General features: G+C 68.3%; 15 protein-coding genes. 10 read left to right on the top strand and 5 right to left on the bottom strand.

Annotated features, from left to right (window positions below):
• Positions 1 to 129: 129 nt before the first annotated feature.
• Entirely contained in the window at positions 130 to 2,094 is a 1,965-nt protein-coding gene (locus ABT313_RS21170) for a GTP-binding protein (protein ID WP_350856252.1), read from the top strand.
• Here ABT313_RS21170 and ABT313_RS21165 read toward each other — a convergent pair.
• The 3 genes from ABT313_RS21165 to ABT313_RS21155 are packed head-to-tail and all read right to left on the bottom strand — an operon-like array spanning position 2,079 to position 4,724.
• Positions 2,079 to 2,843 (bottom strand): putative protein N(5)-glutamine methyltransferase, encoded by a 765-nt coding sequence (locus ABT313_RS21165; RefSeq protein WP_350856249.1) that lies wholly within the window; start codon positions 2,841 to 2,843, stop codon positions 2,079 to 2,081. The two genes, ABT313_RS21170 and ABT313_RS21165, sit on opposite strands and share 16 nt — an antisense overlap.
• 8 nt (positions 2,844 to 2,851) lie before the next feature.
• Positions 2,852 to 3,799: an SDR family NAD(P)-dependent oxidoreductase gene (locus tag ABT313_RS21160; RefSeq protein WP_350856246.1), complete on the bottom strand. Its 948-nt coding sequence runs from the start codon at positions 3,797 to 3,799 to the stop codon at positions 2,852 to 2,854.
• A gap of 34 nt (positions 3,800 to 3,833) precedes the next feature.
• Positions 3,834 to 4,724, bottom strand: a complete 891-nt coding sequence (locus ABT313_RS21155; RefSeq protein WP_350856244.1) for a LysR family transcriptional regulator — start codon at positions 4,722 to 4,724, stop codon at positions 3,834 to 3,836.
• 71 nt (positions 4,725 to 4,795) lie between these two features.
• Between ABT313_RS21155 and ABT313_RS21150 the strand changes: the two genes are divergently transcribed.
• The 8 genes from ABT313_RS21150 (at position 4,796) to ABT313_RS21115 (ending at position 11,852) form a co-directional block, all read left to right on the top strand.
• On the top strand, positions 4,796 to 5,821 hold the full coding sequence (locus ABT313_RS21150) for a hydroxyacid dehydrogenase (protein ID WP_350856241.1): 1,026 nt from the start codon (positions 4,796 to 4,798) through the stop codon (positions 5,819 to 5,821).
• An 11-nt stretch (positions 5,822 to 5,832) separates the two neighbouring features.
• Complete coding sequence (locus ABT313_RS21145) at positions 5,833 to 6,975, top strand: mandelate racemase/muconate lactonizing enzyme family protein (RefSeq protein WP_350856238.1); 1,143 nt, start codon at positions 5,833 to 5,835, stop codon at positions 6,973 to 6,975.
• An 8-nt stretch (positions 6,976 to 6,983) separates the two neighbouring features.
• Positions 6,984 to 8,306, top strand: coding sequence for an ABC transporter substrate-binding protein (locus tag ABT313_RS21140; protein WP_350856234.1), 1,323 nt, complete (start codon positions 6,984 to 6,986; stop codon positions 8,304 to 8,306).
• Between the two features lie 5 nt (positions 8,307 to 8,311).
• Complete coding sequence (locus ABT313_RS21135; RefSeq protein WP_350856231.1) at positions 8,312 to 9,265, top strand: carbohydrate ABC transporter permease; 954 nt, start codon at positions 8,312 to 8,314, stop codon at positions 9,263 to 9,265.
• Positions 9,255 to 10,106 (top strand): carbohydrate ABC transporter permease, encoded by an 852-nt coding sequence (locus ABT313_RS21130; protein WP_350856228.1) that lies wholly within the window; start codon positions 9,255 to 9,257, stop codon positions 10,104 to 10,106. The genes ABT313_RS21135 and ABT313_RS21130 overlap by 11 nt, the downstream gene beginning before the upstream one ends.
• 3 nt (positions 10,107 to 10,109) lie before the next feature.
• Entirely contained in the window at positions 10,110 to 10,892 is a 783-nt protein-coding gene (locus ABT313_RS21125) for a sugar phosphate isomerase/epimerase family protein (protein WP_350856225.1), read from the top strand.
• 91 nt (positions 10,893 to 10,983) lie between these two features.
• On the top strand, positions 10,984 to 11,427 hold the full coding sequence (locus tag ABT313_RS21120) for a carboxymuconolactone decarboxylase family protein (protein ID WP_350856222.1): 444 nt from the start codon (positions 10,984 to 10,986) through the stop codon (positions 11,425 to 11,427).
• A gap of 71 nt (positions 11,428 to 11,498) precedes the next feature.
• On the top strand, positions 11,499 to 11,852 hold the full coding sequence (locus ABT313_RS21115; RefSeq protein ID WP_350856219.1) for a YciI family protein: 354 nt from the start codon (positions 11,499 to 11,501) through the stop codon (positions 11,850 to 11,852).
• A 629-nt stretch (positions 11,853 to 12,481) separates the two neighbouring features.
• On the opposite strand, the gene ABT313_RS21110 is transcribed toward ABT313_RS21115, so the two are convergent.
• Positions 12,482 to 13,531, bottom strand: a complete 1,050-nt coding sequence (locus ABT313_RS21110; RefSeq protein WP_350856216.1) for a LacI family DNA-binding transcriptional regulator — start codon at positions 13,529 to 13,531, stop codon at positions 12,482 to 12,484.
• 57 nt (positions 13,532 to 13,588) lie between these two features.
• The gene (locus ABT313_RS21105; RefSeq protein ID WP_350856213.1) at positions 13,589 to 14,296 is read right to left on the bottom strand and encodes an SDR family NAD(P)-dependent oxidoreductase; all 708 of its coding nucleotides are present in this window, start codon (positions 14,294 to 14,296) and stop codon (positions 13,589 to 13,591) included.
• A 54-nt stretch (positions 14,297 to 14,350) separates the two neighbouring features.
• On the opposite strand from ABT313_RS21105, the gene ABT313_RS21100 reads away from it, so the two are divergent.
• The gene (locus ABT313_RS21100; RefSeq protein WP_502884007.1) at positions 14,351 to 14,881 is read left to right on the top strand and encodes a MarR family winged helix-turn-helix transcriptional regulator; all 531 of its coding nucleotides are present in this window, start codon (positions 14,351 to 14,353) and stop codon (positions 14,879 to 14,881) included.
• The last annotated feature ends 89 nt before the right edge of the window (positions 14,882 to 14,970 follow it).

Genomic DNA, 14,970 nt, shown 5'->3' with positions numbered 1-14,970 from the left:
GTGGTGGTTCACGCTGGGTTGGTGTACTCGGGGCGTACGAGCAGGTGCCTAGTAAGGAGTCCGTCATGCGATCTCGCTTCATGTCTGTTGCTGATCGGACTGTCACCTGTTCAAAGGACATGAAGCTGCGTGGAAGTACTGAATCTCGGGATCCTGGCGCATGTTGACGCCGGAAAGACCAGCCTGACCGAGCGGCTGCTGTACGCCGCCGGAGTCATCGACGAGGTCGGTAGCGTCGACGACGGGAACACCCAGACCGACTCTCTCGTGCTGGAGCGCCAGCGCGGGATCACGATCAAGTCCGCGGTCGTCTCGTTCGCGATCGGCGACCTGACGGTCAACCTGATCGACACCCCGGGCCACCCGGACTTCATCGCCGAGGTGGAGCGTGCGCTGAGCGTGCTCGACGGCGCGGTCCTGGTGATCTCGGCCGTCGAGGGTGTGCAGGCGCAGACCCGTGTCCTGATGCGGACCCTGCAACGGCTGCGCATCCCGACGCTGATCTTCGTCAACAAGCTCGACCGGCCGGGTGCGCAGTACGACGGTGTGCTCGGTCAGATCGCGACGAAGCTGACGCCGGCGATCGTGCCGATGGGCGAGGCGACCCACCTCGGTACGCCCGAGGCGACGTTCAAGCCGATCGTGCAGGAGACCGCTCTGCTGGAGGTCCTGACCGAGCGCGACGACGACCTCCTCGAGCGGTACGTCGAGGGCGAACCGCTCGCACTCGACGAGGCCTTCACGGCTCAGATCCACCGGGCCAGGGTGCACCCGGTGTACTTCGGATCCGCGATCACCGGCGCCGGCACGGAAGCCCTCAGTGACGGCATCCGCGACCTGCTCCCCCGCGCGCGCACTACCGACGGCCTACTCGACGGCAGGGTCTTCAAGGTCGAGCGCGGACCGGCCGGCGAGAAGATCGCCTATGTACGGATCTTCGACGGTACGGCGCACGTCCGCGACCGGATCCGTTTCGGCGACCACGACGCGAAGATCACCGCGCTGGAGGTGTACGGCGCTGCCCACATAGCGGGCGCCGGCCGGATCGCGAAGCTCTGGGGCCTCGCCGAGGTCCGCATCGGCGACCGGATCGGCGATCTCCGGAACCTTTCCGGCACCGAGCGCCCAGAAGCTTCCGGAAAGGCTGCCTTCTTCGCGCCGCCGACGCTGGAGACGGTGATCTCAGCGCGGAAGCCGTCGGACAAGGGCAACCTCCGCGTCGCGCTGACCCAGCTCGCCGAGCAGGACCCGCTGATCAACCTGCGTCAGGACGACTTGCGCCAGGAGACCTACGTGTCGCTGTACGGCGAGGTACAGAAGGAGGTCATCGAGACGACGCTGGCGACCGAGTTCGGGATCGAGGTCGACTTCCGCGAGACGACCACGATCTGCGTCGAGCGGCTGGTCGGCACCGGTGCGGCGGTCGAGTTCAAGAAGAAGGACCTGAACCCGTTCCTCGCCACGATCGGTCTGCGGGTCGAGCCGGCACCGATCAACGCCGGCGTGAGTTTCGAACTCGAGGTCGAGCTCGGCTCGATGCCGTACGCGTTCATCAAGGCCGTCGAGGAGACCGTCCGCGAGACGCTGCAGCAAGGCGTCCACGGCTGGCAGATCCCCGACGCGCACGTCGTGATGACGCACTCCGGCTACTCCGCCCGCCAGAGCCACGCCCACGCGGTGTTCGACAAGAGCATGTCCAGCACGGCCGGCGATTTCCGCAACCTCACCCCGCTCGTGCTGATGACGGCGCTGCGGCAGGCAGGTACGACGGTGCTCGAACCGATGCACCACTTCCAGCTGGAGATCCCGACCGACACCACGCGCGCCGTCCTCGCGACCCTCGCCCGCCTCCGGGCGATTCCTCAAGTACCTGCACTCGCCGCCGAAACCTCAACCCTGGAAGGAGAAATCCCCGCCGCCGCCGTGTACGAGCTCGAGCAGCAACTCCCCGCCCTCACCCGCGGCGAAGGCGTACTGGAGTCCGCGTTCGAGCGCTACCAACCCGTCACCGGCCCGATCCCGGAGCGGCCGCGCACCGACCACGACCCGCTCAACCGCCGCGATTACCTCCTGCACGTTCAGCGGCGGGTATAGATGCCGTGCACAACGGTCGCGCCGAGGTCGTCGTCCTCGACGATCTCGGCGGCCAGGCCGTGCTCGACCATCACGGCCTGCGCGACCGGAGCCTGGCGTTCGCTCATCTCGACGAAGAAGTGACCGCCGGGCACCAGCCAGTCCGTTGCCTCGGCAGCCACCCGCCGGAACGTCGCCAGCCCGTCGGGTCCGCCGTCCAGCGTGACGTGCGGTTCGTACAGCCGCGCCTCGGGCGGCAGCAGGCGGATCTCGTCCGTCGGCACATACGGAACGTTCGACAGCAGTACGTCGACCTGCCCGCGCAGCCGATCCGGTAACGCCGTGAACAGATCGCCCTCGTACACAGTCCCGCCGTGCGCGAGCAGGTTCCGGCTCGCGCACTCGACTGCGGCCGGCTCGATGTCGGCGGCGTACAACGTCACCTCGCGCTGGGCCGCGACGGCCGCGCCGAGAGCGCCCGTGCCGCAGGCGAGGTCAACCACGACCGCCCCAGGAACGGTGACTCCCAACGCCTCCGCCACCAAGAACTCGGTACGCCGACGCGGAATGAACACGCCGGTGTCGACGGCGATCCGCAGCCCGCAGAACGACGCCCAGCCCACGACGTACTCCAACGGCAACCCGGCCACCCGCTGGTCGACCATGGCGGCAAGCTCGGCCTCGTCCCGCGCGGACTCGGCGATCAGTGCCGCCTCGTCCTCGGCGAACACCGAACCCGCCGCACGCAGCCGCTCAACAACAGTGGTCACAAGGCAGATTATCCGAAGGCGTTCACTCCGGTGAGCTCCGCCGACACCGTCCACAACCGCGCTGCCGAGACCGGGTCGATCGCATACGGCCGTACGCCGGGAGCGTCGTCGGTCGACACCTCCGCGATCTCGCAGTCCTCGCAGAACACGCCGCCGAGACCGTCCAGCTGCGGCGAGGTCGCGGCCCACACCTGGGTCGCAGCACCCTGCTCCGGCGTCTTGAACCCGACGACCGGATTGCCGTCCTCGTCGAGCCAGCCGTAGCCGGCCATCTCCTCGCGGGTCAGGTGCCGCTGGAGCGGAGTCATGATGCCGCCCGGGTGCAACGCGAACGCCCGGACGCCGGAATCCTTGCCAAGGGCATCGAGCTGGACCGCGAACAGCACGTTGGCCGTCTTCGCCTGCCCGTACGCCTGCCACTTGTCGTACCCGTTCCGGAACTCCAGGTCGTCCCACCGGATGTCCGACCGGCGGTGCCCGGTCGACGACACCGACACGACCCGTGCGCCGCCGTCGGCCACCAGCGCCGGCCACAGCCGGTTCACCAACGCGAAGTGCCCCAGGTGATTGGTCGCGAACTGCGCCTCCCACCCCGGCCCGACCCGCGTCTCCGGCGAGGCCATGATCGCCGCGTTGTCGATCATGATGTCGACCGGCCGGCCCGAGGCGAGGAACCGGTCCGCGAACGCCTTCACGCTGTCGAGGTCACCGAGGTCCAGCTCGTCGATCTCCACACCGTCCACACCGGCGAGCGCCTCGCGCGCCGCATCCGGCCGCCGGGCCGGTACGACGACCTTCGCACCGGCGCGCGTCAGCGCCTTCGTGGTCGCGAGACCGAGACCGGAGTACCCGCCGGTGACGATCGCGAGCTTGCCGGTGAGGTCGATCCCCGCGAGGACCTCGTCCGCGGTGCTGTCGTGCCCGAACCCCGAGCCGATCTTGTGCTGTTCACCCATGATCAGCAGCCTACGAATTTGAGTGCGCTCAAAGTCAAGCCCCGAGGTGGGGATCCTGCCGCAGCGACTCCGCCAGCCGCTGCAGCGCCGGGTTCGGATTGTCCGGACTCCAGCACGCGTGCAACGTCACCGAATGCGCATCGGCCGCATCCAGTTCCCGGTACCGCACGCCCTCGACCCCCATCGCCATGATCGACCGCGGGATCAGCGCACACCCCAGTCCGGCCCGCACCAGCGCGAGCATCGTCGGCACCTGCGAGGCGAGCTGGCTGACGGCGTACCGATCCATCCCGATCATCGCGGCACAGATGTCGTGCAGGTACTGCGAACCCTCCGGGCTGTAGCCGATGTAGTCGTCGGTCGCATCCACCAGCGAGACCGTCCCGTCCCCGTCGGCCAGCGGATGGGACGCCGGTACAGCGAGCACGAGGTCCTCGGAGTGCACGAGCATCGACTCGAACCGCTCCGGGATCGGCGGCCGCACGAGGCCGAGGTCGATCTCCAGATTCGCCAGCGCCTCGAACTGGGCCGGGCTCACCAGCTCGGTCAGCTCCGCGGTCACCCCGGGCGTGCGTTTGCCGACCATGGTCAGGAAGTCCGCGAGTACGGCGTACGCGCCGATCGCCGTGAACGCGAGGCGCAGCGTGCCGGTCGTTCCGTCGGCCGCGCGGCGAGTCGCCTCCGGAGCGACTTCGAGCAGGGCCAGGACCCGGCGGGCGTGCTCGAGGAACACGCCACCCGCCGCCGTCAGCCGGACGCCGCGGCCGGTGCGGTCGAACAGGCGGACGTCCAGCGTCCGCTCCAGGCCCTGGATCTGGCGAGTGAGCGGCGGCTGGGTCAGATTCAGGCGCTCGGCAGCGCGGCCGTAGTGGAGTTCCTCGGCGACCGCGACGAATCCGCGGAGCTGCTGCAGGGACAGATCCATGCTCACACGGTATCGGTTCATCCAGAAATGGGCTTGGACCTGCATAGCGGAACGCGCTTACCGTCGGTTCCATGCCGAAACTCGCCGCTCTCTTCTCGCCCGAACGTGCCGCCGATGTCGTCGACGCCGGCACCCGACAGCTGCTCGAGGACCGCTTCGACGTGGTCTGGGCGACCTCGGATCACGCCGCCGGCCCCGGGTCCGCGGCGAAACCGCCGGCGCTCGACCCCGCCGCCGTACCCGAGCTGGCCAAGGGCGCCGACGTGCTCCTCACCAGCTGGGGTACGCCGCATCTCGGCAAGGAGCTGTGGTCGGACGGGAACGGCCCGAAGGTCGTCGCGCACGCGGCCGGCACGGTCAAGAACCTGATCGACCCGGTCATCCTCGACCAGGGCGTCGCGGTGTTCTCGGCCGGTCCGCGGATCGCCTGGTCGGTCGGCGAGTACTGCCTCGCGTCAATGCTCACGCTGGCACGCCGCCTGCCGCGCTTCGACGGCGCGGTCCGTGCGGGCGGGTGGAAGCAGACGGAGTACCGCGGTCACGAGCTGGCGGGCGCGAAGGTCGGCATCATCGGCGCGAGCAGTACGGCGCGGGCGCTGATCACCCTGCTCAAGCCCTTCGGCTGCGACCTGGCCGTCTACGACCCGTACCTCAGCGCCGAGCGCGCCGCCGAACTCGGCGTCCGGAGCACCACCCTCGAGGACGCAGCCGCTGCACGGTTCCTCAGCATCCATGTCCCGAACGTTCCCGAGACCAAGGGCATGATCACCCGCGCGCTGATCGAGGGGCTGCCAGACGGCGCGGTCGTCGTGAACTCGTCCCGGGGACCAGCCGTCGACCAGCAGGCGATGCTCCAGCAGGCGCTGGACGGGCGGATCTACGCGGCGCTCGACGTCTACGACCCCGAGCCGCCGCAGTTCGACAAGACCGTGCTGAACGCGGAGAACCTGCTGCTGACACCGCACATCGCCGGAGACACCGCCGAAGGGCACCTCGCGCTCGCGGGCTACGTGCTGACGGACACACTTCGATGGCTCGACGACGGCACGCGCGGACCGAGCTTCGTCGATCCCGCCTCGTGGTCGATCGCCGCGTGAGAGGAGATCTCATGTCCCGCATCACCCAGGTCGAGGTCTTCCCGGTCGCCGTACCGTTCGCGCGCCGGTTCGTGCTCGGCAGCGGCGCTGTCGGCTCCCCGGACGCGGCGCCCGACCAGGCCGGCGCGGTGCTCTTCGTGAAGCTCACCACCGAGGACGGTGTCGTCGGTTGGGGCGAGCAGCGCGCGCTGCCGAGTTGGAGCTACGAGACCGCCGAGACGATGGCGGTCGTGATCCGGCGGCATCTCACGCCGATCCTGCTCGAGCTCACGCCGTTCGACGTCGAGCTGTTCCACCAGCGCGCCGCCAAGAGGCTCAGTCCGGCGGTGTCGAACGGGTTCCCGTTCGCGCGGGCCGCGATCGACGTGGCGATGCACGACGCGGCCGGCAAGCTGGCCGGCGTACCCGTGCATGCCTTGCTCGGCGGCAAGATCCACGACGAGATCCCGCTCTGCTCGGCGATCGGCGTCGGCGACCAGGACGCCGTCCGCGAACATGCGATCCAGTCGTCGGACTATGCGGCGTACAAGGTCAAGATCGGCGGCGACCTCGACGCGGACACCGCCGCCATCGAGACCGTCGCGGAGGTTGCCGACGGCAAGCCGCTGTGGCTCGACGCCAACCAGTCCTACCGTCCCAGCGCGCTCCGGCAACTGCGCGACCGGACCGCGGGCATCCACACGATTCATTGCATCGAGCAACCGGTACCCAGCACGGACACGCTGGCGATGGCCCGGCTGCGCGAGCTGATCGACCTCCCGATCGCGATCGACGAAGGAAGCTTCTCGGCCCACGACCTCGCCCGTGCCATCCGTCTGGACGCCGCCGACCTGGTTGTGGTCAAGGTCTGCAAGTCGGGCGGACTGCGCAACGCACTCAAGACCGCCCAGACCGCCCTGGCCGGCGGTCTCGAGATCCTGGCCAGCGGTCTGACCGACTGCGGAGTCGCGTTCGCCGCCGCGCTGCACGTGTTCAGTCAGCTCGAGCTCGCCCTGCCCGCCGAGCTCAACGGGCCGGAGCTGCTGACCGATCTGTACGTCGAGGGGCTGAGCATCACCAAGGCCGTCGCAACGGTCCCCACCGCCCCTGGACTGGGCGTTCAGGTCGACGAGGAGCGAATCCGCGCCGAGTCGATCGACCTGCTCTACCGGTGAGGAGAACCATGGAAACACAGCTGTCCCGCCGCGGCTTCCTCGGAATGACCGGCTTCGCCGGCCTGGGGATCGCCGCGGCCGGAACCCTGGCCGGGTGCTCGTCCGGGCCGCCGTCCGGCGCCGCCACCTGGTCCATGTGGTCCAGCAGCGCCGCCGAGAAGAAGGTCTGGGAGGACTTCGGCAAGTACGTCGAGCAGCAGCTCAAGGTCAAGTCGGTCGCCAGCCTGACACCGTCGGGCGGCTACCCGACCAAGCTCGACCTCCAGCTGGTCAGCGGTACGGCCAGCCTGGTGACCGCGCTCAACGGCACCCTGATCCCGACGTACGCCGCCCGCGGCGCGCACCGGCCGCTCGACGACCTGATCGCCGCCGACCCCGACTTCTCGCTCGACGACTTCTACGACACGAGCCGGCGGATCGGGAGCTTCAACGGCAAGACGTACGCGATCGGCTTCGACATCGCGCCGACCGTCATGTACTACAACAAGGACCTCCTGAAGAAACAGGGCATCCCGCTGCCGTCCCGGACCGAGCCGATGTCCTGGGCAACATTCCGCGACCTGTGCAAGCAGCTCACGAAACCCGGCCAGCAGTACGGCTTCACCTGCGCGCCGGCCATCGACGACCTGGTGTCCTGGATCTACTGCGCCGGCGGCAACGTGATGAGCGACGACGCCAGCCGCAGCACGCTCGGTGATCCGGAGGCGATGGAGGCGCTGCAGTACGTCATCGACCTGTTCGTCAAGGACAGGGTCACCCCGCCGATCAAGAACCTGGTCACCGAGAGCTCGCTGTCGAACTTCATGCAGGGCAACGTCGCGTTCATGCAGAACGGCCCGTGGCAGGTCGTCAACGCGCGCAAGGCGAAGTTCGACTGGGACATCATCCCGTTCCCGGCGGGCGCGGCCGGGAGCAAGCCGCGGGTCTCCGGCTCCAGCTTCGCGATTCCATCGGGGGTGCGCGAGGGTGCCGCGCTCGACCTCGCGTGGAAGCTGATCAAGACCCTGACCAGCACCGGGGCGCTCGACATCTACGCCAAGGCCGGCCGCAACAACCCGGCCCGGCTCAGCGCCGGCAGCGCGTTCCAGCCGCCGCCCGACAACCTCGGCATCGTGCAGGAGATCCTGGCCGGCAAGCTCGCCGGCGGTCACGCCTTCGACGTCACCACGAACTGGAACCAGGTCAAGCAGCTGCTCGGCCAGGACCTGCCGCGGACGTTCCTCGGCCAGGTCAGCGTCCCGGACGCGATCAACGGGCTCACGCCGCGCCTCGACATCCTGATGCGCCAGCACCTCGACACCGTCCGCCAAGCCACCGCCAGGAAGGGGTGATCACCATGGCTCTTTCGACAACAGACGTAGCTCCAGCGGTCACCGCCCCCACACCGTCCCAGCAGACGTCCAGACCGACTCCGCGCTGGCGCAGCCGCGAGGCGCTCACCGCCTGGCTGTTCATCCTGCCCAGCCTGATCGGCTTCCTGATCTTCACCGCCGGACCGGTCGTTGCCGCAGGCGTCATCTCGCTGCTGAACTGGAACCTGTTCAGCGCACCCACCTGGGCCGGTCTGCACAACTTCGCCCGGCTCGGCCCCGACCCGACGTTCTGGTCCGCGCTCGGCAACACGGCGTACTTCACGCTGGTCAGTGTGCCGCTGACGATCGTCGTCAGCCTGGCCCTGGCGCTGCTGCTCAACCAGGGCGTCCGCCGGGTGGCCGTCTTCCGGTCGCTCCTGCTGTTGCCGTACGCAACCATCACGGTCGCGGTGGCGTTCGTCTGGATCTGGCTCTACATCCCGCACGACGGTCTGGTGAACGCCGTGCTCGGCTGGTTCGGCATCAGCGGGCCGGCGTGGCTGATCTCCGACAACTGGGCGATGCCCGCGCTGATCCTGATGAGCGTCTGGAAGAGCTTCGGTTTCGGCATGGTCGTGTTCCTCGCCGGTCTGCAGGCGATCCCGCAACAGCTCTACGAAGCCGGCCGCGTCGACGGTACGTCGCCGTGGGCCAGCTTCCGCCACATCACGCTGCCGATGCTCTCCCCCGCCCTGTTCTTCGTCATCGTCACGTCGGTGATCGGCTCGTTCCAGGTCTTCGACCAGGCGCTGATCATGACCAACGGCGGTCCGGGCACGCGCACCACCACGCTGGTCATGTACATCTACCGGACCGGCTTCGAGAACTACGACCAGGGGTACGCCGCGGCCCAGTCGCTGGTGCTGTTCGCGTTCATCGTGGTGATCACCGCCGGTCAGTTCCTCTTCCAGCGGAGGCTGGTGCACTATGACAACTGAAGCCATGCCCTTGGTCCACGACAAGCACTTGCAGCGCAAGCTGATCGTGTTCGGGTGCTTCCTGGTCACCGCGCTGACGCTGATCCCGGTCGTGATGATGGTCCTGGTCGCGTTCCAGTCCGACGCCGAGTCGATGGCGGCCAAGCCGTCGTTCTGGCCGAGCAGCTGGCACCCGGAGAACCTGACGCGCGCGTTCGACCTGGTCCCGCTCGGCAAGTACCTGCTGAACACGATCTACTTCGCGGCCGGTACGACGATCCTCGAGACGGTCACCGCCGCGCTCGCGGCGTACGCGTTCGCCCGGCTGAACTTCCCCGGCCGGAGCTGGCTGTTCGGGATCTACCTGGCCACGCTGATGATCCCGTCGCAGGTGACGCTGATCCCGCAGTTCGTACTGGTCGCGAAGCTGCACGGGATCGACACCTGGCCCGGGATGATCCTGCCGCACGCGTTCACCGCGATCGGGGTGTTCCTGCTGCGGCAGTTCTTCCTCGGCATCCCGCGGGACTACGAGGAGGCCGCCCGGCTGGACGGCGCGAACCGCTGGCAGGCGTTCGTCCGGGTGATCGTGCCGCTCGCGGTCCCGGCGATCGCGACGCTGGCCGTGTTCAAGTTCATCGGCCAGTGGAACAACCTGCTCTGGCCGCTCGTCATCTCCAACAGCGACGCGACGCGGACGGCGTCGGTCGGCCTGCAGGTCTTCCAGGACACCAACGGCACCCAGTGGAACTTGTTGCTGATGGCAGCGACCGTCACCACGATCCCGTTGATCATCCTGTTCTTCCTCACCCAACGCTGGTTCGTCCGAGGCATCACCATGAGTGGTCTAGGAGGCCGCTGAACAATGACCTACCTCTGGTCCGTCTTCACCAAACCCTGGGCCGGCCTTCCCGGCGACGAGCTCGGCCGGCTCGTCGCCGGGATCGGGTTCGGCGGCGCCGAGATCCCGGTCCGCGACACGGCGTACGTCACCGCGGCGAACGCCGGCGCCGAGCTGCCGAAGTTCACCGCGCAGTTGCGGGCCGAAGGCATCGAACCGATCAGCGTCGCCAGTGACCTGTCCGAGCCGGTGTTCGCGGCCTGCGCCGAGGCCGGGGTGCCGATGATCCGGATCATGGCCGAGCTCGGCCCCGACGGGTACGCCGCCTCCGTCCAACGCAACCGGGTGCTGCTCGAGCAGGCCGCCGTACTCACCGAGCAGTACGACGTGCAGATCGGCGTGCAGCCGCATCACGGGCGGTTCGTGTCGTCGACGCTCGGCGTACTGCAACTGCTCGAAGGACTGCCCGATCGGTACAAGCTCGTTTGGGATGCGGCGCATGACGCACTGGCCGGTGACCATCCCGCGGTGACGCTCGAGCTCGGCGCGGACCGGCTCGGGATCGTGAACCTGAAGAACGTCCACTACCTGCACACCGACGGTGGCTGGAAGACGAACTTCGTCGAGGCCGAGGACGGACTCGCCGACTGGCCGGCCGTCTTCGCGGCGCTCCAGCACATCGGCTACACCGGCCCGGTCTGCCTGACAGGTCAGTATTCCGACCCCGCGGTGCCGGTCGAGCGGCGGCTCGAAAAGGATCTGCGGTTCGCTGTCACATCCGCCGCGCAGCATCCGTCAGGAGAGTGAAACCAACACAAACAAAGGCACCCACCCCTCGCTCCGCTCGGGGCGGGACGGGTTGCACGAACCTGATGGAGAACCTCCCATGCAAGCACGGATGACTAACCCGGCGGAGATCCTGCCCGATGCCACCAAGGGCATTCAGAACATCTACAAGGCGATCGGCCAGTCCGGGACGGACGGCAAGATCCTGGAGCTCGTGCACCTGCGGGCCAGCCAGATCAACGGCTGCTCCCCGTGCGTGTTCGGCGGGATCAAGTCGGCGCTGAAGAACGGTGAGACCGACGAGCGGCTGCACCAGGTCGCGGCGTGGCGGGACTCCGACCTGTTCACCGACGCCGAGCGCGCCGCGCTCGAGATGGCCGAGGCCGCGACCCGGCTGGCCGACAACCCGACCTCGGTCAGCGACCAGATCTGGGCCGCGGCGAGCGAGCACTTCGGCGAGAAGGAACTGTCCGCGATCGTGCTGATGATCGCGCTCACCAACATGTTCAACCGGATCAACACCACCGTGCGCCAGCCCGCCGGCGCCACCTGGTAGTCGCTAACGTGGGCCCCGGATGTCGAGAAGGCGTCCGGGGCTCCGACGTACCGGGTGAATGGAGGCGAGCGATGAAATACATGCTGCTGATCTACGGGAACGACGAAACGTGGAACACCCTGCACGCCAACGGCATCGACGAGGTGATGGAACAGCACCGCAAGCTGACCGCGGAGCTGCAGGCGAGCGGTGAGTTCGTCGACGGCCTCGGCCTGACCACGACGAATGCGCGGGTGGTCAGGGTGGTCGACGGGACGGCGGCGGTCACGGACGGACCGTTCACCGAGGCCAAGGAAGTGCTGGCCGGGTACTACGTCGTCGACTGCGCCGGCCTCGAACGGGCCGCCGAGATCGCCGCTCGGCTGCCGGAAGCGCCGTACTCACCGATCGAGATCCGGGAACTGATCGATCCGATACCCGACTAGATCACGCTGCCGGGTGCGGTCGGCAGGGAAGCGGGTCGAACAACTTGCCGGCCTCAGCTGGGCGTCGACACCTGAGACCGGCGAGTCGCTGACTCAGACCGTTGACGTCCGGACAAGCCCGCTGGACGCGAGGATGACCCCACCTGAGGCAGGCTGGTCACCCATGCCCCGGCCACCTTGGACGAAAACAGTGCTACCCGGCGCAGGCGCCGTGGCACCCTCGCCGAGTCGCAGCGTGGTCGTCATTCCGTTGCTCAATCTGAGCATCGCCACGCGTCGCGGACGCACCGGGCTGCTCGACGAGGTCACCTCGTGGATGCCGGTACAGACCGCCGGTTGGATCGCGGCTCGGCCGAGCCCTGCATTGCCGTGACTCCTCACATCACGGCATTGCTCGGCGAGCCTTCTCATCGCTGACACACTTCCCCCTTCTCATCGTGAACTGCCCCCGAGTGGCGGTGGACGCGGTCGTGCGACCGCACACTCCCCGTCCTCCCCGCACCCGGAAACGACGCGGAAGTGATCAGGCAACCCTTGCTGAGAGTGACGACGTTTTCAAGGGATCGTGATCGGAATCCCGCGTATCGAAACTTATGTCCACGCCTCGTTCCGTAAGTACGCGGCGGTCGTCAGCGTCCGGTGCTGGTGCGCTCGACGACGCTGTGGGGAATCATCACCCTGCGTGCCGGCGCATCCTTGTCGGCCATCCGCTCGGCGAGCAGATCCAGGGCCGCCGCGACGAACTCCCGCCGGTCGAAATCGATCGTGGTCAGCGGCGGGATCATGAACTGGCTCTCGAGGATGTTGTCGAATCCGGCGACCAGCGTCTGCTGCGGTACGGCGATGCCCGCGCCCCACAGCGCGGCCAGTGCGCCCGAGGCGAGCGAGTCCGTGAAGCAGAAGAACGCGTCCGGCAGTTCATGGTCGGCCAGGTACTTCCCGACCACAGTCGCCGCGCCCTCGGGCCGCCAGCGGTCGAGGCTGATCTCGAGCGCCGGATCGTTCGGTATGCCGGCTTCCTCGAGCGCCTGGTGATATCCGGCGGTCCGCAGCCGCGATGCCGCCGTACCGGGGTTTTCGGCCGAGCCCCCGAGGACGCCGGCGCCGGATGATCCGCGCGGGACCTCCGGCGTACCGACGACGGCGATCCGGCGGCAGCCGCGGGACAGCAGGTGCTTGGTCATGTCCCGCGCGGCCGCGACGTTGTCGATCGCGACCTGGCTCACGACGTCCTGGTCGACGTCACCGATCAGCACGACCGGCGGCAGCGGGCCGGCCGACATCACCGCGCTGTCGTCGAGGTTGACCGGGTTCAGGATCAGGCCGTCGACGAGATACGCGCGGGCCTTCGAGAGCAGCTCGAACTCCCGCTTCGGCTCGGCCGCGGTCTGCTCGATCTGCACACCCCAGCCCCGCTCGTGGGCCAGCTCGACGACCAGGTGGACGATCTCGGCGGAGTACGGCCGGAGCAGGTCGGGCAGCGCGAGCGCGATCATGCCCGAGCGGCCGTTGCGCAGGCCGCGGGCGCTCATGTTCGGCACGTAGTCGAGCTCGGCCAGCGCGCTCTCCACCCGGGCCCGCGTCTCGGGCCGCACGAAGACCACGCCGTTGATCACGTTCGACACCGTCTTCGGCGACACCCCGGCCAGCTTCGCGACATCTTTGACGGTGGGACGCATGCCGCCCATTGTCACACCTGGCACACGTTGTCACGCAGCGTGGATCGAGATGCAGGTCTAGCGCGTGATCAGGGCGCCGCCGTTCACGTGCAGGACCTGGGCGGTGAGGTGGCGGGCGGCGGGTGAGGCGAGGAAGTGGATCGTGCCGGCAATGTCCGCCACTTGGCCTTCACGCTTGGTCAACGTTGCCTCGAGCAACGTCTCGCGGCGCTGGTCGGTGAGGCGGCCCTGGAAGAACTCGGTGTCCCCGGTGAAACCCGGCGCGACGACGTTCGAGGTGATCCCACGCGGGCCGAGCTCGGCGGCGATGTCGGCGTTCCACAGTGCGAGCGCGGCCTTGGCAGCGCCGTACGAGCCAGGTCCACGGGCGCCGGCGATCGAGCCGAGGTGGACGACCGCCGTGGTGAGTCGCGGGGCAAGCGCCGTGGTGGTGAGGACGGCGCTGATCAGGTTCGCCTCGAGGTTGGCGAGCCAGTTCGCCTTCAACTGCTCGAGATCCCCGTCCGGCCGCCCGAAGTCGGTATTGCCGCCCGCGTTGTTCACGAGTACGTCGACCCGCACCGGCAACTCGTCGACCAAGCGCTCGATCTGCGCCGGATCCGTCGCGTCGCACACCACTCCCCTGGCCCCGAGATCCGCCGCCGTCTTGGCCAGTACGTCGGCACGCCGACCGGTGATCACCACCTCGTCGCCGTCCGCCCGGAACCGCTCCGCGGTCGCCCGCCCGATCCCGGTCGCCCCGCCGGTCACCACGATCGTCCTCATGCCACACCTCACGTTTAGGTCTAAATGTTTAGGTCTAAACGTACCATGGGTCTCGTGGCCGACAACTATCCGCTCGATTCCCCGAGTCCGTATCCCGCGGCGGAGATCGCGCGCGCCTGGCAGCGGGAACGCCCCGGTACGCCGACGGACTCGATCGAGATCGTCACCCCGTTGTGGAGGCTGGCCAAGTTGTTCGCGGACGATCGGCGACGGGTGCTCGCCGACGCCGGCGTCGATCCGGCGACGCTCGATCTGCTGAGCGTGCTGCGGCGCGCGGGTTCGCCGTACGAGCTGACCACCCGCGAACTGTCCCGCCGCACCCTCGTCACCGCCGGGGCGATCTCCCAGCGCGTCGCCCGCGCCGAGGACAGCGGACTCGTCACCCGCCGCAGCGCCGACGACGGGACCCGTGCCGTACTGGTCGCCCTCTCCCCCACCGGCCACGACCTCATCGAACAAACCGTCGACCAGGTCCTCACCCGCGAATCCGAGCTCGTCGCGTCCCTCTCCCCCACTGCCCGCACCCAGCTCGCCGCCCAGCTCCAAGCCCTCCTCGACGACGTGACGAAGCTGGCAACCAGTTGAACCTTCCTGTCGGTGTTGAAGGTTTCCGCAAGACCTCTGCGGCGGACGACGACTGAAGTTCTTACAGGCGGTTCAATGACACCATTGAA

The sequence above is a fragment of the Kribbella sp. NPDC000426 genome (assembly GCF_040300265.1).
Classification (GTDB): domain Bacteria; phylum Actinomycetota; class Actinomycetes; order Propionibacteriales; family Kribbellaceae; genus Kribbella.
This window is presented reverse-complemented; position numbering and strand designations above follow the sequence as displayed.